This is a genomic window from Dyadobacter sp. LHD-138 (assembly GCF_030929615.1).
Classification (GTDB): Bacteria; Bacteroidota; Bacteroidia; order Cytophagales; family Spirosomataceae; genus Dyadobacter.
Genome location: NZ_JAVFVU010000042.1, coordinates 1 through 17,717, shown reverse-complemented (window position 1 = coordinate 17,717; position 17,717 = coordinate 1). Strand labels below are relative to the sequence as shown.

The 17,717-nt window shown below is 43.1% G+C and carries 15 protein-coding genes and 1 tRNA gene; 8 read left to right on the top strand and 8 right to left on the bottom strand.

The window, feature by feature from the left end:
* The first annotated feature begins 10 nt into the window (after positions 1 to 10).
* Entirely contained in the window at positions 11 to 1,045 is a 1,035-nt protein-coding gene (locus RB622_RS25235) for a glycosyltransferase (RefSeq protein ID WP_308049530.1), read from the top strand.
* Here the strand turns inward: RB622_RS25235 and RB622_RS25230 are convergent.
* Entirely contained in the window at positions 1,026 to 1,247 is a 222-nt protein-coding gene (locus RB622_RS25230) for a PspC domain-containing protein (RefSeq protein WP_254412937.1), read from the bottom strand. The genes RB622_RS25235 and RB622_RS25230 overlap by 20 nt on opposite strands.
* Positions 1,248 to 1,601: 354 nt before the next feature.
* Here RB622_RS25230 and RB622_RS25225 point away from each other — a divergent pair, with 354 nt between their 5' ends.
* Positions 1,602 to 1,796 carry a cold-shock protein gene (locus tag RB622_RS25225; RefSeq protein ID WP_149241463.1) on the top strand — a complete coding sequence of 65 codons (195 nt, stop codon included), beginning with the start codon at positions 1,602 to 1,604 and terminating at the stop codon, positions 1,794 to 1,796.
* Positions 1,797 to 1,873: 77 nt separating this feature from the next.
* On the opposite strand, the gene lysS is transcribed toward RB622_RS25225, so the two are convergent.
* Entirely contained in the window at positions 1,874 to 3,589 is a 1,716-nt protein-coding gene (gene lysS, locus RB622_RS25220; protein WP_308049528.1) for a lysine--tRNA ligase, read from the bottom strand.
* A gap of 273 nt (positions 3,590 to 3,862) precedes the next feature.
* Between lysS and RB622_RS25215 the strand changes: the two genes are divergently transcribed.
* On the top strand, positions 3,863 to 6,346 hold the full coding sequence (locus tag RB622_RS25215; RefSeq protein WP_308049527.1) for an AsmA-like C-terminal region-containing protein: 2,484 nt from the start codon (positions 3,863 to 3,865) through the stop codon (positions 6,344 to 6,346).
* Between the two features lie 8 nt (positions 6,347 to 6,354).
* Here RB622_RS25215 and RB622_RS25210 read toward each other — a convergent pair whose 3' ends face one another.
* Together RB622_RS25210 and RB622_RS25205 are read right to left on the bottom strand one after the other, a co-directional pair.
* Positions 6,355 to 7,065 carry a response regulator transcription factor gene (locus RB622_RS25210; RefSeq protein ID WP_308049526.1) on the bottom strand — a complete coding sequence of 237 codons (711 nt, stop codon included), beginning with the start codon at positions 7,063 to 7,065 and terminating at the stop codon, positions 6,355 to 6,357.
* Between the two features lie 90 nt (positions 7,066 to 7,155).
* Complete coding sequence (locus tag RB622_RS25205; protein ID WP_308049525.1) at positions 7,156 to 7,995, bottom strand: hypothetical protein; 840 nt, start codon at positions 7,993 to 7,995, stop codon at positions 7,156 to 7,158.
* Between RB622_RS25205 and RB622_RS25200 the strand changes: the two genes are divergently transcribed.
* A complete protein-coding gene (locus tag RB622_RS25200) occupies positions 7,994 to 9,217 on the top strand; it encodes an AI-2E family transporter (RefSeq protein WP_308049524.1) in 1,224 nt (407 codons plus the stop codon). The two genes, RB622_RS25205 and RB622_RS25200, sit on opposite strands and share 2 nt — an antisense overlap.
* 36 nt (positions 9,218 to 9,253) lie before the next feature.
* Here RB622_RS25200 and RB622_RS25195 read toward each other — a convergent pair whose 3' ends face one another.
* Both RB622_RS25195 and RB622_RS25190 read right to left on the bottom strand, forming a co-directional pair.
* Positions 9,254 to 9,727 carry a gliding motility lipoprotein GldH gene (locus tag RB622_RS25195; protein ID WP_308049523.1) on the bottom strand — a complete coding sequence of 158 codons (474 nt, stop codon included), beginning with the start codon at positions 9,725 to 9,727 and terminating at the stop codon, positions 9,254 to 9,256.
* Positions 9,728 to 9,781: 54 nt separating this feature from the next.
* Positions 9,782 to 10,282, bottom strand: coding sequence for a hypothetical protein (locus RB622_RS25190; protein ID WP_308049522.1), 501 nt, complete (start codon positions 10,280 to 10,282; stop codon positions 9,782 to 9,784).
* 183 nt (positions 10,283 to 10,465) lie between these two features.
* On the opposite strand from RB622_RS25190, the gene RB622_RS25185 reads away from it, so the two are divergent.
* Both RB622_RS25185 and RB622_RS25180 read left to right on the top strand, forming a co-directional pair.
* Positions 10,466 to 11,317: a sugar phosphate isomerase/epimerase family protein gene (locus RB622_RS25185; protein ID WP_308049521.1), complete on the top strand. Its 852-nt coding sequence runs from the start codon at positions 10,466 to 10,468 to the stop codon at positions 11,315 to 11,317.
* 32 nt (positions 11,318 to 11,349) lie between these two features.
* The gene (locus RB622_RS25180) at positions 11,350 to 14,244 is read left to right on the top strand and encodes a PVC-type heme-binding CxxCH protein (protein ID WP_308049520.1); all 2,895 of its coding nucleotides are present in this window, start codon (positions 11,350 to 11,352) and stop codon (positions 14,242 to 14,244) included.
* A gap of 3 nt (positions 14,245 to 14,247) precedes the next feature.
* On the opposite strand, the gene RB622_RS25175 is transcribed toward RB622_RS25180, so the two are convergent.
* Positions 14,248 to 15,045 (bottom strand): (Fe-S)-binding protein, encoded by a 798-nt coding sequence (locus tag RB622_RS25175; protein WP_308049519.1) that lies wholly within the window; start codon positions 15,043 to 15,045, stop codon positions 14,248 to 14,250.
* 56 nt (positions 15,046 to 15,101) lie between these two features.
* The gene (locus RB622_RS25170) at positions 15,102 to 16,448 is read right to left on the bottom strand and encodes a (Fe-S)-binding protein (protein ID WP_308049518.1); all 1,347 of its coding nucleotides are present in this window, start codon (positions 16,446 to 16,448) and stop codon (positions 15,102 to 15,104) included.
* 265 nt (positions 16,449 to 16,713) lie between these two features.
* Between RB622_RS25170 and RB622_RS25165 the strand changes: the two genes are divergently transcribed.
* Both RB622_RS25165 and RB622_RS25160 read left to right on the top strand, forming a co-directional pair.
* Positions 16,714 to 16,786 (top strand) — tRNA-Phe (locus tag RB622_RS25165).
* 745 nt (positions 16,787 to 17,531) lie between these two features.
* Positions 17,532 to 17,717 (top strand): hypothetical protein (locus RB622_RS25160; protein ID WP_308049517.1); only part of this gene is annotated, 186 nt, incomplete at its 3' end.

Here is a 17,717-nt window from a genome sequence, read left to right as displayed (position 1 = left end):
TTTTGATAGCATGATTCCAACCGTTGCGATTGTTATCCTGAATTATAATGGCAGGCATTATCTTGAAAAATTTCTCCCTACGGTCCTTAAATATTCAGTAGGTTATGAAATCTGGGTAGCCGACAATGGGTCAACAGATCAATCATTGCAATGGTTGGAAAGTCAGTATCCTGCTGTCAAAACACTCGTTATTGCTGAAAACAAGGGATATGCGGGTGGTTATAACAAGGCGCTGAGCCAGATTGATGCCGAATATTATGTTCTGCTGAATTCGGACATCGAGGTAACGCCGGACTGGATAGAACCGATAATTGCTTTTATGGAATCGGATGCCAACATCGCCGCCTGTCAGCCTAAAATCCGTGCTTATGACCTCCCGACCCATTTTGAATATGCGGGCGCAGCAGGTGGTTATATGGACTACCTGGGTTATCCGTTCTGTCGTGGACGGATATTTGACACACGGGAGGAGGATCTGGGTCAGTTTGATGATGTAAAGGATGTTTTCTGGGCTACCGGTGCCTGTTTATTTGTCAGATCTGAGGCGTTTCATAAAGCGGACGGTTTTGACGAGCGCTTTTTTGCGCACATGGAAGAAATCGATCTTTGCTGGCGTTTGTTGAATCTGGGTTACCGCGTTACTTTTTGCTCGCATTCGACCGTTTACCACGTTGGCGGAGGTACCCTGCACAAATCCAATCCGCAAAAGACCTTCCTGAATTACCGCAACAACCTGATCATGCTTTTCAAAAATCTTCCCAAAGGCAGGCGCAAGAAAACATTATTTTTCAGGTTAATTCTTGACGGAATTTCCAGTGTAAGGTTCATCGCCGCAGGGGCATGGCCGGACGTTTTTGCCATTATTCAGGCACATTTTGCATTTTATGCCCTGATCCCCACGTTATTAAAAGAACAGCAGGAAAGAACGTATTACCGTGCGCCCTTGTATTACCGAAGTATTGTATGGGAGTATTTTGTATTGGGGAAACACCGTTTTTCCAAATTGACAGGCATCACTTTTCCGCCTACAACTCCCAAATCGTAGGGCTGTTGTGCCGCCGCCAGTTTTGGCGCATTTCCATCCAAAATGCAAGAACGAGGTATAAGATGATCGGGGACCCGAAGGTCATAAAAGTTGCATAAATAAAATAACGGCGGATGCTGCTTGCCGGGAAATTAAGCTTTTCACCCATCCGTGCACAAACACCAAATATCTGATTCTCTACGAAATATCGAAACCGATTCATACCTGATTCTGGAATAATTAGCTCACAACTAGCAATTTTCATTGCAATATACAAAAGAGAAATTGAATTTTCGAGAATCAATAATTTAACGGAATTCGACCGTTAACTTGGAATTTTTCAAATTCTTGATGCAAATAAATTGTTTTCCGAACAATTTTTGTTTCTTTGTGATTGAAGAAATTGTTAGCGCAGCATTATTATTGGGATGCCCCGATAAAAATAGCCAATAATTTATTCTGTCAATCTGTTGAGCCTCCCTCAATAATTTGGTAGATGACAATCATGGTTTAATAATGAAACGTTAATAATGCTTTATGTATTTTCAACTTATTTCATTTTTTTATTTCCACTATTATGCCAACAGGTACTGTAAAATTTTTCAATGAAGCTAAGGGATACGGCTTCATCGTTGAAGACGACACAAACAGAGACATCTTTGTTCACGTGACAGGATTGGGAGGACTTACTATCCGTGAAAACGACCAGGTTGAATACGAGGTTGTTGAAGGGAAAAAAGGACTAAATGCTGTGCAAGTTAAAAAATTATAATTTTTTTAATTTCTTGTCCGAACAAAAAAATACCGCAGTTTAAGGTTGCGGTATTTTTGTTTTAAATCGTTCAGCGTTTATTCAACCCAGGTCTTGATATCGTCAAGCGCGGGCATCTTCTCGTCGATCTTCAATTTTTTGCGCATACCGCCCAGGTCATTAAAAATCTTATTCGGACTTGCCGCTTTTAATTGTTCAATGGTCAGGATGTTCATTTTCTGCAAGGCAGGAATCCACACAGCGGGAACATTCGCAGCAATATAATCTGCTTCTTTCGCGATTTCAGCCTTTTTCTCAGGACGCATCTGCGGGAAGAAAATTACCTCCTGTATACTTGAATTATTCGTAAGCATCATCGTTAGGCGGTCAATACCAATACCGATACCCGATGTAGGCGGCATGCCATATTCCAGGGAACGAAGGAAGTCGTCATCCATTTCCATGGCCTCGTCGTCTCCGCGCTCTTTCAGTTTTAGCTGATCTTCAAAACGCTCACGCTGTTCAATCGGATCATTTAACTCAGAATAGGCATTGGCTATTTCTTTCCCGTTCACAAACAGCTCAAAACGCTCCACCATACCTGGTTTTTCGCGATGCTTTTTTGTTAACGGAGACATTTCAACAGGATGGTCCGTGATGAAAGTCGGCTGAATGATATGTTCTTCTACTTTCTCACCAAAAATCTCATCGATAAGTTTTCCTTTGCCCATACTGTCATTGACCTCCATACCCCAGGCGCGGCACTGCGCACGGATCGCCGCTTCATCAAGGGCTTCTACGTTCAGTCCGGTATACTGGTGGATGGCATCGGTAATGCTCAATCTTGGATAAGGGCCTGCAAAATCCAGTTCAGTATCACCAAATTTGGCTTTTGTTGTCCCGTTTACTGCGAGTGCAACCTGTTCCAAAACCTCCTCGGTCATATTCATCATCCACAAATAATCCTTGTAGGCAACGTATAACTCAACCGTTGTGAACTCCGGATTATGGGTGCGGTCCATTCCTTCATTGCGGAACAGTTTACCGAATTCATAAACCCCTTCAAAACCACCTACGATCAGTCTTTTCAGGTGAAGTTCGGTCGCGATACGAAGGAATAAATCTGTATCCAACGCATTGTGATGTGTCTCAAAAGGTCTTGCCGCCGCACCACCATGAATGGTTTGTAACACCGGTGTTTCCACTTCAAGCCAGTTCTTAGAATCGAAATACGAACGCATGGTCGTAATGATACGCGCACGTTTCTGGAAAATCTGGCGCACTTCCGGGTTTACGATCAGGTCAACATAACGCTGACGATAACGCAATTCCGGGTCAGTAAAACCGTCATGGATATTGCCGTCTTCATCCCGTTTTACAACCGGTAGAGGACGAAGCGATTTATTTAATATTTTGAACTCCTGGACGTGGACAGATATTTCACCCGTTTGTGTGGTAAATACAAATCCTGTTACACCGATAATGTCACCGATATCCAGCAATTTTTTGAAAACCGTATTGTAAAGTGTTTTATCTTCTCCCGGACAAAGGTCGTCGCGGCGGAAATACAACTGAATACGATCCGTACTGTCCTGCAACTCGGCAAAAGCGGCGCTTCCCATGATACGGAAACCCATTAACCGGCCTGCAATCGTGACGTGTTTATAATCTATCTTATTGTTTTCGTAATTCTTTATAATATCAGCAGCAGTGACATTTACTACAAATTCTTCGGCAGGATAGGGTTCGATCCCCATCTTGATTAGTTCTTCGCGCTTTTGGCGGCGCAATATTTCCTGTTCGCTCAGTAGCATTTTATTATAATATTTATGAAAACGATAACTCTTTGAGTTGCAAAAGAGTGCGCAAAATTAGCATTTTTTGCTGTTATTCCCGATGTTGAAGGAAGTAAGATCGGGAATGAGACTAAAAAACAGGACATTACCTGGCATATTAATTGCTAATGAACCCATACAGGCAAACCAATTGATCCGAAATTGTGTCTTTTAAGTATATATGGGTTACCACCGGCATGGTAATTTCACTGTAAAACTATTACTTTTATCGTAATCCGTCCATCCTCGTTCATGTTTCAGAAACTCTTAAAAGGTATAGCAATTTTTGCACTTTTCGTCGGCCTGCTTCTTGGCGGAATAGAGTTTTGGTTTTATAAAAATCAGGAGGAAATATTTGAGCGGGTGAAAGAAGCGATTAATGACCAGATCAGCGGTACCCTTGAAATTGAACAATTCAGGTTTCGGCCTTTTCAGGATGGTTTCGGATTTAACTTTACGCTGTACAACGTCGTGTTGCGCGACAGCCTCTATCATGAGCATAAAAAGGATGTTCTGAATGCGAAGATGATCCATGTTGCGCTGGATTTTGGCAGTTTTTACAAAGGTGTTATCCGGCTTCAGAATCTGGTTTTGCAGGATGGGGAAGTAACGCTGTTCGTGCGAAAGGACGGATATACGAATCTCTCTGTTTTTGGCGCTAAAAAGAGCAAGAATAAAAATAAAGAGGCCGGAAAATCAGATAAGCTCATTGATAAACTTGGCCAGGTGCATTTATCCAATTTCGGTTTTCGCTTCGCGGATTCTACAAGTGGTAAGTCTTTCGGAGCGGTTTTCAGGAATGTGATCAACCGGGTAAGCTATGCCGATTCGGCCTGGAACGCCAACATCAGCGGACCGATATTTTTTGAAGGGTTGACTTTTAAACCTGAAAAAGGCGGATTCCTGATCAAGCAGGAAACTTACGTCAATCTTTCGGTTTCCTATAACCGGAGCAAAAGGTATCTGCTGCTCCGTCCTTCTTCCGAACTCCGGGTTGCTTCCCAGGATGTTATCGGTATTAGCGGAAAGTTTGATATGCGTGAAAAGCCGACGCATTTCAGTTTGGGGTTTTCGGCTCGGAAAATTCAGGTGGGCACGGCTATTAAGTTACTTCCGAGACAAATTGAAAAATCCATTGACTCAATCGGTATAAAAACAAGGGTGGATACGCATGTGGAAGTAGAGGGTATTTTTTCACATGAACCGCCTTCCGTACATGTAGCCTTTGAAACCGACACTTTCCGGTATCCTTTACCAATCGGGATGCTTAGAAGTATGAAAGCCAAGGGTACTTATACCAACCAGGCTGACAAAACTAAACCGCCCGGATTACTCAACACGCGGGTAAATGCGCCGCAGGTAGCCGGTTTTTTTGAAACGCTTCCGTTTAGTTTTGACTTGAAGATTGATAACATCACGGACCCCGTGGCTGTTATACGCGGTAAGATCAAGGCCGATTCGGCAGCTGTAAATGGCTTGCTGGATCCAAAAAGATATGTGATGAAGGGCGGTAAGGCTTATATTCAAATCCATTACGACGGTAGTCTGCGCAATTTTTACAACCCCAAAACGGACCAGTTTAAAGGAAAGCTGACGGGCAGAGCTTATCTGGAAAATGTTTCTTTAAATTATGTACCGCGACAAGTGCATTTGTCAAAAGTGAATGCGGAAGTTTATTTTAATGAAAAGGATTTCCTTCTACCCAAGCTTAATTTTAACGACGGACATAATTTCTTATACCTTAAAGGCGGAGTAACTAACCTTATTCCCTATTTGTTTGGCTCACCAAGATTATTGAAAGCGTCTGTCGATGTAAGTATTCCCAATTGGAAAATGAACTGGATAGAGGCTTTTGTTGCCAAAAGACGGGCTAGCAAGCAGTATAACAGGAATAAGTTCAAGCTTTCCGATCTGCTTGATAATGTTATTGATCAAATGGAGGTAGAGGCAAAATTGCATTCCAAGCACTTGGTATACTACAATTTTTCAGCCAATGATTTACGGGGAATGATCACAGTTAAAAACAATTCAGTTCGTCTGAACAACTTCTCCATGCGGGCATTTGGTGGGGAATTCAAGATTACGGGTGCCATAAATAATTCCCATTCCACAGAACCGCCCAGATTGGAAATTGCAGGAAGCGTGGCCAATGCGGATGTGCATTCGGTATTTTATTCATTCAATAACTTTGGCCAAAAAACAGTTACACATCAAAATCTAAAAGGAAAACTCAATACGGAATTCAAATTCGCCGTCAATCTGAAAAACGATGTGACCTTATTACCCAAGACAATGGCCGGAGAGGTTAAACTTAATCTTGTCAGCGGGCAGATTATTAATTTTGAGCCGTTTCTGAAGATGAAGAAAATGATATTCAAAAACAGAAATCTGGAACAGGTACGGTTTGCCCCAATAAAAAATGATCTGATTTTAAGAGGCGAGGAGATTGAGATCAAACAAATGGAAATTGAATCCAATGTGATGACCCTGTTTGTGGAAGGGATTTACAGTTTTGGAAATAAAACAGACCTTAGCATCGCGATTCCGCTAAGCAATCTCAGTCGTCGGGATTCAACCTATCAGTTAAATCCCAACGACCCGAAGAAAATGAAAGGATCCAGGATTTATCTTCGGGCCGTTGATGAAAATGGCCAGGTTAATATAAAACTGGCCTTCAGAAAAAAGAAACCGAAAGATAAAAAGGGCGATGAGGAACAGGGAGAAGTAGAAAAATAGTATCGGGATTATTCGGCTTCGTCTGTAAACATATAACCAACGCCTTTCAGGGTTTTAATATAACGGTCACCCAGCTTTTCACGAAGCTTGCGAATGTGTACATCCACGGTTCGTTCCAGTACATAAATGTCGGCGCCCCATATCTTTTGCAGCAATTCGTCACGGCTGAAAACCTTATTGGGTGTTTGGGCCAGGAAAAACAAAAGCTCAAATTCTTTTTTTGGCAATACCACCGACTTGTCTTCGCCTTGTGTTACGGTGTAATTTTTTCGGTTAATGACCAAATCCAATACCTCGATCTGATCGCCCAAATCAGCTTTTTGCGCCTCGCGACGGAACAAAGCATTGATGCGGCTCATCAAGGCACGGGGTTTAATTGGCTTGGTGATATAATCGTCGGCACCTACTTCAAAAGCCGCAACTTCCGAATATTCTTCCGAGCGTGCTGTTAAAAATAAAATGTAGGTATGTTTAATATCAGGATTCTGGCGTAAAATTCTGCCCGTTTCGATACCGTCTAGCTGCGGCATCATAATGTCCAGAAGAATAAGGTCCGGGATAAAAGTTTTAGCCGTTTCGATGGCTTTTTTGCCATTAGAAGCCGTTTGAACGGTATATCCTTCTTTAACCAGATTGTATTCCAGAAGCTCTACTATATCTGAATCGTCGTCAACTACTAATACTTTCGGTGCTGAGTGGGTTGCTTTTGCACTGCTCATGTGATTGTTACCAGGTTAAATCCAGTTCGAAATTAGTTGTTGTGATTATGACATTATCTATTTTAATGCTTTGTTAACAAAAAAATAATATCAGCGGTAAGTAATCCTGAAAATTTGGCCCTGCTCATTGGTTATCATCATATCGGTATTATTCAAAAATATCAGGGCTTCTGCCTGTTTTTTTGCAAACTTGAAACAGCCCATTGGATTCTTAAATGTAATCATTCCGTCATTAATTCGGAAAAGCAGAATTTTTCCATAAGTCAGGAGCGCAAATGTTTTCCCGTCCGGACTTATATCCGCCGATGTAACCTGTGTTCCAATAGCAATACTATCAATCGGTGCGATAGAATAATTTCCTTTTTGTGTCGGCAGCCGGTATATTTTTACCATGTGATTTGTCGGGCTCCGATTTTTGGAGAACAAATACAGATTGTCTTTGTGGTAGAAAAACGCCTCACAATCAAAATTGCGGTTATCCTCAGATGGGGGGAAATCTTTTTGATCGGCATAGTTGAAGGCAATTTCTTCCGTTTCTGCGTTGCCGTCCGGGACTTTGTACACCGATAACGAACGTCTTGTATTGCTGTTATTGCCAAAATCACCGATGTAGACCGTTCCTTGCGCATCCCGGGTCAAATCTTCCCAGTCCGAATTTTTTGCGTTTGGAATAACTTTGGTTGATAAAAGCTTGCCTGTGGAATCAATTTCATACAATTCCGGATTTCCGCCGCTGTCGTTATGGGTCCAGAATGAATTTTTGTTGGTTCGGGCAATACCGGAACTTTCGTTGGCGACAGCAGGAAGCTTACCGATTTTGCTAATTTTGTATTGAGAACGTACTTTATCAAATCCATTTGCCCGCTTGTCGGGGGTGCAGGTACAGAACACCGTTTTTAAAGCAAATAAAAGATACACTAACTTATTCATGAACCGTCCTTTACATTCTGTGTCCAACAAAGATAAGGAAACACCCACTTACCTGAAACTCGCCAGCATTCTGGTTGCCCTGATCGCCGGCGTTTACATTCTTTCTGTACTTCGGGAGACACTGATCCCATTGGCTTTTTCAGTTTTACTGGCGATACTTCTTCACCCGGTTTGCGTTTGGCTGGAACATCGCCGGGTTCCCCGTATTATTGCAATTTTGCTTAGTATTCTCGTTTTCTTCTTCGTGATTGGGGTGTTGATTTATGTCGTAACCGTGCAGATAGGTAGTTTCGCGGAAGAGCTTCCAAGAATTACTGAAAAGGCCGAGATTATTCTGGACCAGACCTTGACGATGGGTGAAAGATATCTGAGCCTGAGCCGAACGCAACAGGTTACGGAGGCGAAAAAATATCTGATCAACATGTTAAGCGAAGGTCGTGCGGTGTTGCTTAACACGCTTGTTACCACCACGGGCGCTATTTCAACCTTTATCCTGCTGCCACTTTATGTTTTCTTCTTCCTCTTATACCGTGATTTTTTCAGAAGATTCTTTTATAAAGCCATCTCCAGTGTCCCGAATGAAGATCTGAATGCGCTTTTGAAAAAAATCTATACCGTGATCCAGAGTTATCTGTCAGGATTATTTCTGGTCATCATTATTGTTGGTGTTTTAAACAGCATCGGGCTATTGTTTCTGGGTGTCCCGCATGCCATTTTCTTTGGTTTTTTGGCAGGATTTCTTATCCTGATCCCCTATATCGGTATTCTGATTGGTTCATTATTCCCCGCATTATTAAGCATCGTTACCATGGATTCGCCGTGGTATGCGTTGGGTGTTATCGGCGTGATGAGTTTTGTGCAGTTTCTGGAAGGTAATTTTATTACGCCCAATATTGTAGGATCCAAAGTCAGCGTAAACCCGATGGCGGCGATTGTAGCCCTGTTTTTGGGGGGGCAGCTCTGGGGATTATCGGGATTGATCCTGGCATTGCCCGTAACAGCCATTTTAAAGGTTGTCCTGGATACGATCCCCAGTCTTGAACCCTATGGTTTTTTACTGGGTGAGCCTGTTCATGAAGTGGAAGAAGACAAAGCAGTGGAGGAACAAAAGATGATCCAGCAAAAAGAGGGGCAGAAGAAACGTTACCGGAATTATAAGAACCGGCCGCGTAAAAAACCGGAAGGGCAACAAGGAGCGCAGCCGAATACAAATATTCAATAACAAAAAAGGATTCTCCTAACCGGGAATCCTTTTTTGTTACTTTTCGACCTTTTCAACACTGATACCTATGCCCATGACAAAAGGCAAAGGATTTTGCCGCATCGACTGGGAAAGTGTAAAAGTATAAGTGCCCGACCTTGGGAATTTATGGTTTGTCAGGAAAGGTATTTTATGATCAAATAAATCGCCCAAACCTTTGCCAAACGGCTTGCCGGTAATCTCATTGGAAAGAAATACTTCTTCCATATTGGTGGACACCGAACTGTCCGGAGCCGTAATTTTGCGCGTCAGATATAAATTATAGTAAGGATACTGCAACGTATTCCGAACGAGGTAAAACACGTTATAAAGCTGGGTGGTATCCGTAATTTCTACCTTGAAGGAAGGTGTATTTTTGATGAACCACTGCCCGTCGTCAATATCTTCGTAAGCTTTGTAAACAACACTTTTGTCGCATCCCGTCAGTAAAATTCCAAGACAAAGCGCGGCAAACATTCCAAATCTTTTCATGCAGGTATCAGTAAGTAGTTTGCAAAGCTAAGCTGCCAGCGAAACCTTTCAAAACTATGATGCGGTTTGCGCCGAAAAATAGCGGCTAAGCCATGAATTAGATGCCGGTATTTTCCAGCGTTTCATCCATTGTGCCTTGTTGTTGACCTGATTATCGAAAACGGTTGTAAACGGTGTGATGATCTGATCCGTTACAGCCTGCTTGATTTTGGGCACCGGAATGGTTTCAACGTTATTATTATCATCCAGATAGGCCAGGGAACGGTCAAAAAAATCGATATTTAACTGGCTTCCGATTTGCTGTAACCAGTGAACCGATTTGTCAATCGAACAGCCGCTGGGCAATTCTTTGGTTTCGTCCACGGCGATCACGACAAAACGATGTTCGAAAATCTTTCCTGATGCCGTAAGCGGATGGCCATGTGCCTCCCAGCCTTCCAATGCGGCTTTCAAAGTTTCAGTAAGGATTCCTACCTCTTCGTCTGTAAATTTTCTATTGGCCTGATAAATCCAAACGCGGGCAGATAAATCAATTTCATTAAACGGGATATACATTGGGTAAGCCTGGGTTAATAGTTGTAAATATTGGTTGTCGTCTCAGCAATCAAAACAAGCCTTGTCAAAACTAAGTTCGTTATCTAAAAATGCGGTTTTTAAAAGTATAAATAGGATTTGATTGATTAGGGCAACAGTATAATACAAGGTTTCTTTCTTTTTTGAGAAAAACAAATAAATAAGATGAACCGACGGCAGGCAATTAAGAAATCGGCATTATTATTTGGCGTGGTCGCCGGAATGGACGATAATCATTCCTTGAAATCTTCTTATCAGCTTGGAGCCTGCGACTGGTCTCTTGGTAAAACATTATCTCCCGAAGCTTTTGATGTAGCCAAAAAAATTGGCTTACAGGGCGTTCAGGTTAGCTATAATACGGGAAAAGATCCTGGGGGTTTGTCTGATCCGAAGACGCTTGAACTCATTCGGGATGCTTCAAAAAATTCAGGTGTTAAAATATCAAGCCTGGCCATTGGTGAACTGAACCGGGTACCTTACAAATCGGATGCGCGTACGGAAGAATGGGTCTGGAACAGTGTGGATGCTGCAAAAGAATTGGGAGCCAGGGTCATTTTGCTGGCTTTTTTCTCAGAGGGTGATTTGAGGAATGATACTGCAGGTCAGAAAATGGTGATTGAGCGGTTGAAAAAAGTGGCTCCACATGCTGAAAAGGCGGGGATAACACTGGGAATAGAATCTTATCTGACTGCTGAGGAACATCTCAATATTATTGAGCAAGTCGGATCAAAATCTGTACAAGTGTATTATGATTTTAGAAATGCAACAGATGCAGGCAATGATGTTTTTAAAGAATTAAAAATATTGGGAAAAGACCGGATTTGTGAGCTTCATATGAAGGAAAACGGTCAGAGGCTGGGGGAGGGGACACTGAACTGGCCGGATATTGCCAAAGCTGTGAAAGATATAGGGTATGAAGGCTGGATGCAGATTGAATGGGCAAGTCCGAAAGGGGTTGATATTGTTGCATGTTATCGTCATAACCGTGCCTATTTGAACCGTTTATTTCAATTCTGATACTAAAATCGAGACTATTTTTTGACTGAAATATGAGACCGACTTTTACTTTTCTGAGCTTTTCAGCGCTGCTGTTTAGTATTTTCCTTGCCTTACCGCAAACAAAAGAAATCCGCCTTTCGGATGATATCATTCATGGTCTGCAAGAAGCAGGCGACACATCAAAACTGTACACACCCGACGATCTGGAAGCTACGCTTTGGGCGGAAGCACCTATGTTTAATAACCCGACAAACCTTGATGTGGATGCGAAGGGGAGGATCTGGATTACGGAAGCGGTCAATTATCGTGACTTCAATACCAAACCGGCAGAGCGGTTGTCACACAAGCAAAAGGGAGATCGCGTAGTGATTCTGGAAGACAGCGATGGGGACGGGAAAGCGGATCGTTCAAAAGTATTTGTGGAGGACACGTTGCTGACGGCGCCTCTGGGAATTGCGGTTATTGGCAACAAAGTTATCGTTTCCTGTGCACCCAATTTACTGATTTATACAGATAATAATGGTGATGATAAACCGGACAGGAGGGAAGTTTTCCTGACTGGTTTTGGCGGTTTCGATCACGACCATTCCCTGCATTCGATGATAGCCGGGCCGGATGGTTTGTGGTATTTTAATACGGGAAATGCCGGTCCGCATGTGGTAAAAGATAAAAGTGGCTGGACGCTTCGAAGCGGAAGCTTGTATACCGGCGGAACACCCTATAATAAAAAGAACGAGGGAAACATGAAGTCGGATGATGGCCGTGTTTGGGTAGGTGGCCTGTCTTTAAGAATCAATCCTGACGGTACAGGTTTGAAGGTCATGGGGCATAATTTCAGGAATAGCTATGAAGTTTGCATGGATAGCTATGGCAACCGCTGGCAAAATGATAATGACGACCAGGTGATCACGTGTCGTACTTCGTATCTGCCTGAAAATGGAAATGCGGGATATTTTTCATCGGACGGAACCAGATACTGGCAGGCGGACCGTCGCCCTGGACAGGATATTTTTACGGCGCACTGGCATCAGGAAGACCCTGGTGTAATGCCGGCGGGCGATAACACGGGAGCGGGATCGCCAACGGGCATTATGTTTTATGAGGGCGATGCACTGGGAGCAAAATATAGGGGCACCTTGCTAAGCTGTGAAGCCGGACGAAATGTGATTTTCTCCTATCAGCCTGTAAAAAACGGCGCAGGTTTTGATCTGAAGCGAAAGGACCTTATCAGCTCATTCCCTCAGGCTTCAGAACGCTATGAGTGGTTTGAAACGGACACGGATACCCGGAAATGGTTTCGTCCCTCGGATATTGTTGCAGGTACCGATGGGGCTTTGTATGTAGCGGACTGGTACGATCCCATCGTTGGAGGGCATGCCATGAAAGACAAAAAGGGTTATGGCAAGATTTTTCGTATTGCGCCTAAAAACAAAAAGCTGACTTCACCGAAACTTGATTTCGCCACTATGGAGGGATTAATTGAAGTCTTAAAAAATCCAGCCATTAACGTGCGTGCGGTTGCTTTCGATGCGTTGAAAAAACGTGGTGAGACAGCCATTGAGCCGGTTAAATCACTTTTAAAATCAGAAAATCCGTACCATGCGGCAAGAGCCGTTTGGTTATTGGCACAGCTGGGCGAGAAAGGAAAAGCAGAAGTTGAAAAGTTATTAGCGAGTCCGCATGCTTTGGCGCGGCTGAATGCTTACCGGGCTTTGCGGGTGGTTAATCCCGATATGCTATCTTATGCAAAACAGCTTGCTGCCGATCCTGATCCGGCAGTGCGTGCCGAAGTGGCCGTCTCCCTGAGAGATCTTCCGCTTGCATCGTCAAAAGAGATAATCCGGATGCTGCTTAAACATTACGATGGGAAAGATCCATGGCTTTTGGAAACGATTGGCAGCACTTCCGAAGGGAAGGAAGAGCAGGTTTACGCGATGGTTAAAGAGATTTATCCTGGGGAAGCTAAAACCTGGACGGCACAGCACGCGAACGTTGCCTGGCGTTTACATCCTTTATCAGCGCTGAGTGATTTAAAAATAAGGGCGGGAGCCGCTGTTTTGGCCCAGTCAGAACGTAAAAAGGCTTTGACCGCTATTGCCTTTATCCATGATAAAAAGGCGGCGATGGCGATGATGGAATTGTCAAAATCAAAACTTCCCGATGTTTCGTCAACAGCCTTATGGTGGCTGAATTTCAGGAAAACCAATGATTGGGCCGATTTGATGGATTGGAAAAAACTGGAAGGGCATCCAGCGGCACCGGTCAACCAAAAAATGTTATCATTGAAAAAGAACCTTTCAGATAATAATCAGCCTTTATCTTCAAGAATTTCTGCTGCAAAACAAATGGCGATGGATCCGGTCGGTGGCGATATGCTGATTGAAATGAGAGTGCAGGGGAAATTAGCTGACACCATCGCGAAATCTGTCAGTGATCTGATCTTTAAAAATCCCAATCAGAATGTGCGCACCGTTGGAAGCCAGTTTTTTCCGAGAAACGGCAAAGTGATGAAGGTGGATTTCATAAACCGAATGTCTGCGAGCAAGGACAACGGGAGCAAATTATTCAGGACAAATTGTGCAGCTTGCCACCGGCATGGTGAAAGCGGAGGGGAAATTGGTCCGGATCTTACTGCAATTCATGAAAAGTTTGATAAAACGTCTCTGCTTGATGCGATCATAAATCCTTCCGCCAGCATTGTTTTTGGCTATGAGGCGTATTCCATCACGACTAAAAAAGGCGAATCTTTTTTCGGTTTTTTATTGAGTGACGGAAATAATGTCGTGCTCAAAGATGGAACGGGCATGAAACATGTGATCAAAGCCTCAGACATTAAAACACGGGAGAAATTGCCGAATTCTTTTATGCCTGAGCCGACAAACCTGGGCCTTGATGAACAGGCGCTGGCGGATATAACCGGTTATTTGTTAAGTTTCAAAAAATAAAATTTATAATCCTTCCGCCTGGGCAATCAGTTCGGCAAGGTCGAAGACCTTAACGGTATCTTCCTTTTCCTTGTTTTTAACGCCGTCGGTCATCATTACCATGCAAAACGGGCAGGCTACCGCAATGGTGGTGGCACCGGTTTCTATGGCTTCTTCGATGCGTTCGATGTTGATATCTTTTTTCCCGGGTTCAGGTTCTTTAAACATTTGTCCGCCACCGGCGCCGCAGCAAAGTCCTTTTGTTTTACAGCGTTTCATTTCGACCAGATCTGCATCCAACGCTTCCAAAACGTGCCGTGGTGCTTCGTAAATGCCGTTGGCCCTTCCCAGATAACAGGAATCATGGAAGGTGATTTTACGGCCCTTGAAGGTTTCTCCTCCTTCAATCCGTACACGGCCTTCATTGATCAGTTGCTGTAAATATTCCGAGTGATGCAGTACGTCATAGTTTCCACCCAGTTCCGGATACTCATTTTTCAGGGTGTTAAAACAATGGGGACATGCGGTAACAATTTTTTTGACGCCATACATATCTAGAACCTGAATATTGGACATGGCAAGCATTTGAAACGTAAATTCATTGCCAGCACGGCGGGCCGGATCGCCGGTGCAGCTTTCCTCGGTCCCCAAAACGGCAAATTTTACACCCGCCTTATTTAATATTTTCACGAAAGCGACAGTCACTTTTTTGTACCGGTCGTCAAACGAGCCGGCACAACCTACCCAGAAGAGTACCTCCGGTGTTTCGTTGTTGGCTGCCATTTCAGCCATTGTTGGCACTTTATAGGTTATTTCGCTCATGTGTTTCAGATCATTACAGACGGGTAAATTGGGAAGAAATTACGTTAATAATACCGTTAACTCCCATTTTTTAAATTGTCAGCCCAGTTAAAACGATCTCCCGGAGAGAATTTCCACGGAGCCTGATTCGTATCCAGATTCTGGAACATAGCATTCCAGGAACCGGGGGCCTGGGCTTCATCCATGACCTTATACCGGCGTAATTGGAGAATGATATCCAGCGGGTTGATCAGAATCGGGCATTCCTGTACACAGGCGTTACAGGTGGTACAAGCGAGGATTTCCTCGTTGCTGATATAGTCGCCCATCAGATTTTTTCCATCGTCAACAAATTTTCCATCATTGGCCTGCATAATCCTTCCAATGTCTTCTAATCGGTCACGGGTATCCATCATAATTTTTCGGGGCGATAAGTTTTTGCCCGTTAGGTTCGCAGGACAAGCGGAGGTACACCGGCCGCATTCCGTGCAGGAATAGGCATCCATCAGGTTTTTCCAGCTTAAATCCGGCACATCCCTGGCGCCAAAGCGCTCAGGAATTGCATTTTCGGCTCCTGTCGTTGCATCCGGTGTGGTGAGACCCAGCATGATTTTTACCTCTTTGGTGATATCGGGCATGTTATTCATTTCACCTTTGGGGGTAAGACGGGAAAAATAGGTATTGAGGAAAGCCAGGGCGATGTGTAAATGTTTTGAATAAGTGACGTAAACAGCGAACGTGAAAATGCCAAGGATGTGAAACCACCAGGCAAAACGTTCGTAGATGATCAGGGAAGTTTCATTCCAGCCGGCAAAAAGCGGTTTAAGAAACTGGCTGAAAGCGAAATTTCCGGTTGGGGTGTAGTGCGTACTTCCCATTTCCTGTAACACGGTATCGGCAGCATTCATGGTCAGGATCGCGACCATCAGCACGATTTCGAAAAGCAGGATAATTTTGCCGTCCAGCTCAGGCCAGCCATTCATTTCTCTGTGGCGGGATGGCTGAAGTCTTTCCACTTTAACAACAGCCCTGCGTAGTAGAAAAATGGAGCAGGTGATTAATACACCAACGGCGAGAAACTCAAAAAAACCGATTAAAAAAGTATAAAATGATCCCAGAAAAGGTGCGAAAAGCCTGTGCTGTCCTAAAATTCCGTCCAGTACAATTTCAAGTACTTCCATATTGATCAGCAAAAAACCGGCGTAAACCACAAAATGCATCACACCGATAAGGGGCCGGTCAAACATTTTCTTTTGTCCAAAGGCGATTCTGGCCATGGTTGCGAACCGCAATCCCGGCTGATCGGTACGGTCTTCATCACGGCCGAGTAATATGGTATTCCGTATCAGACTGGCACGCTTGAAAACAAGCCCGCCAACTGTTCCAAGGACAGCTAGAAAAATGATTTGCTGGATTATGGCCATATAAATTCGCTTTGTGAACCGGAAAAGAAATAATTCATTAATTAGTATGCAAGCATACCATAAGCAAATATGGTAAAAATGTATCTAGCTTCAACTTTTTTAAAATAAATTATTTTTTTTGCCAACCGTTAAGTGTTAGTAAATCAGTAGACTAAGTTAATATTTTGGAATATCGGCAAAAAAAATTGAAAATTTTTTGTCTGAATAATTTGGAAAGTAAAATCGTAATTCTACCTTTGCAGTCCCAAAGGGAACGAATTGAGCTGGTGATGTAGCTCAGTCGGTAGAGCAAAGGACTGAAAATCCTTGTGTCGGCGGTTCGATTCCGTCCATCACCACAACAAAATCAAGCCGTTACGATGAAAATTCGTAACGGCTGTTTTGTTTGGTACAACATAGGTACAACAAAAAGAGGGATCAGTCCGAAAAAAACTACAGTCTGGTAATAACCATATCTGTTTATTTTCCTCCCTACAGTCACAGGAGAATTAACCGACACGATTTTTCCTTCTCCCAATTCATACGTGTAAATACACTCATGAACGTGTTAGCTTAGTTGTAATGGCTAATTCCTCCCATAATGGTTGCTCTTAGAAGACGTTTTCTTAACGGTAAATGGGAGCATAGCTTTAATGGATGTCACCATTACTTACTCATTGAGGATTGATTGCTTACCGTTAAATAAGTTAGTAACCTCTGGATAAATATATTTACATCAATTGTTTTTATGTTTACAAAAGTTACAATGTAGAATTACTTTATTTTTCAATAAGACATAGTTTTTTGTGCCGAAGAATAAATTCGTATTCCATTGTGACTTTCATACAAAACCAAAGTCTGAAGGTCTGACTTCTTCATATTCTATACCCTCTTTCAATTTTACGCTATGGCATGCATCACTTTACATCCTTACAATTTACTTTATCTACCAAATCGTACGCGCATACGGTTATATCACCGGCTTGTTAAAATCCTGAGTAATTAATTTAAAGTCAGCTCTGCGCAAATATCATACTCAGTTTATGGCGAAATTCTGTCACAGAATCTTTCACGACCCTTATACTCACCTATCAATATAATTTTATGAAGAATTGTTTGTTCACACTTGCCATTGCTTTGGCGAGCTATTTCGATTGTTTTGGTCAATCTTCCTGGGAAAAAGTCCCGCCCAACGTCACAAAAGGCGGCAATGAACAAACGGCTGTTGCAAGCTCAAAGCCATACAAAGACAAAGATTACAACTACGGTTCTGAAACGAACCCATCACCA

Bases quoted from the DNA above. Each gene is read 5' to 3' on its own strand.
- RB622_RS25235 (WP_308049530.1), top strand. From the start codon at position 11: ATGATTCCAACCGTTGCGATTGTTATCCTGAATTATAATGGCAGGCAT.
- RB622_RS25230 (WP_254412937.1), bottom strand. From the start codon at position 1,247: ATGAATCGGTTTCGATATTTCGTAGAGAATCAGATATTTGGTGTTTGT.
- RB622_RS25225 (WP_149241463.1), top strand. From the start codon at position 1,602: ATGCCAACAGGTACTGTAAAATTTTTCAATGAAGCTAAGGGATACGGC.
- lysS (WP_308049528.1), bottom strand. From the start codon at position 3,589: ATGCTACTGAGCGAACAGGAAATATTGCGCCGCCAAAAGCGCGAAGAA.
- RB622_RS25215 (WP_308049527.1), top strand. From the start codon at position 3,863: ATGTTTCAGAAACTCTTAAAAGGTATAGCAATTTTTGCACTTTTCGTC.
- RB622_RS25210 (WP_308049526.1), bottom strand. From the start codon at position 7,065: ATGAGCAGTGCAAAAGCAACCCACTCAGCACCGAAAGTATTAGTAGTT.
- RB622_RS25200 (WP_308049524.1), top strand. From the start codon at position 7,994: ATGAACCGTCCTTTACATTCTGTGTCCAACAAAGATAAGGAAACACCC.
- RB622_RS25205 (WP_308049525.1), bottom strand. From the start codon at position 7,995: ATGAATAAGTTAGTGTATCTTTTATTTGCTTTAAAAACGGTGTTCTGT.
- RB622_RS25195 (WP_308049523.1), bottom strand. From the start codon at position 9,727: ATGAAAAGATTTGGAATGTTTGCCGCGCTTTGTCTTGGAATTTTACTG.
- RB622_RS25190 (WP_308049522.1), bottom strand. From the start codon at position 10,282: ATGTATATCCCGTTTAATGAAATTGATTTATCTGCCCGCGTTTGGATT.
- RB622_RS25185 (WP_308049521.1), top strand. From the start codon at position 10,466: ATGAACCGACGGCAGGCAATTAAGAAATCGGCATTATTATTTGGCGTG.
- RB622_RS25180 (WP_308049520.1), top strand. From the start codon at position 11,350: ATGAGACCGACTTTTACTTTTCTGAGCTTTTCAGCGCTGCTGTTTAGT.
- RB622_RS25175 (WP_308049519.1), bottom strand. From the start codon at position 15,045: ATGAGCGAAATAACCTATAAAGTGCCAACAATGGCTGAAATGGCAGCC.
- RB622_RS25170 (WP_308049518.1), bottom strand. From the start codon at position 16,448: ATGGCCATAATCCAGCAAATCATTTTTCTAGCTGTCCTTGGAACAGTT.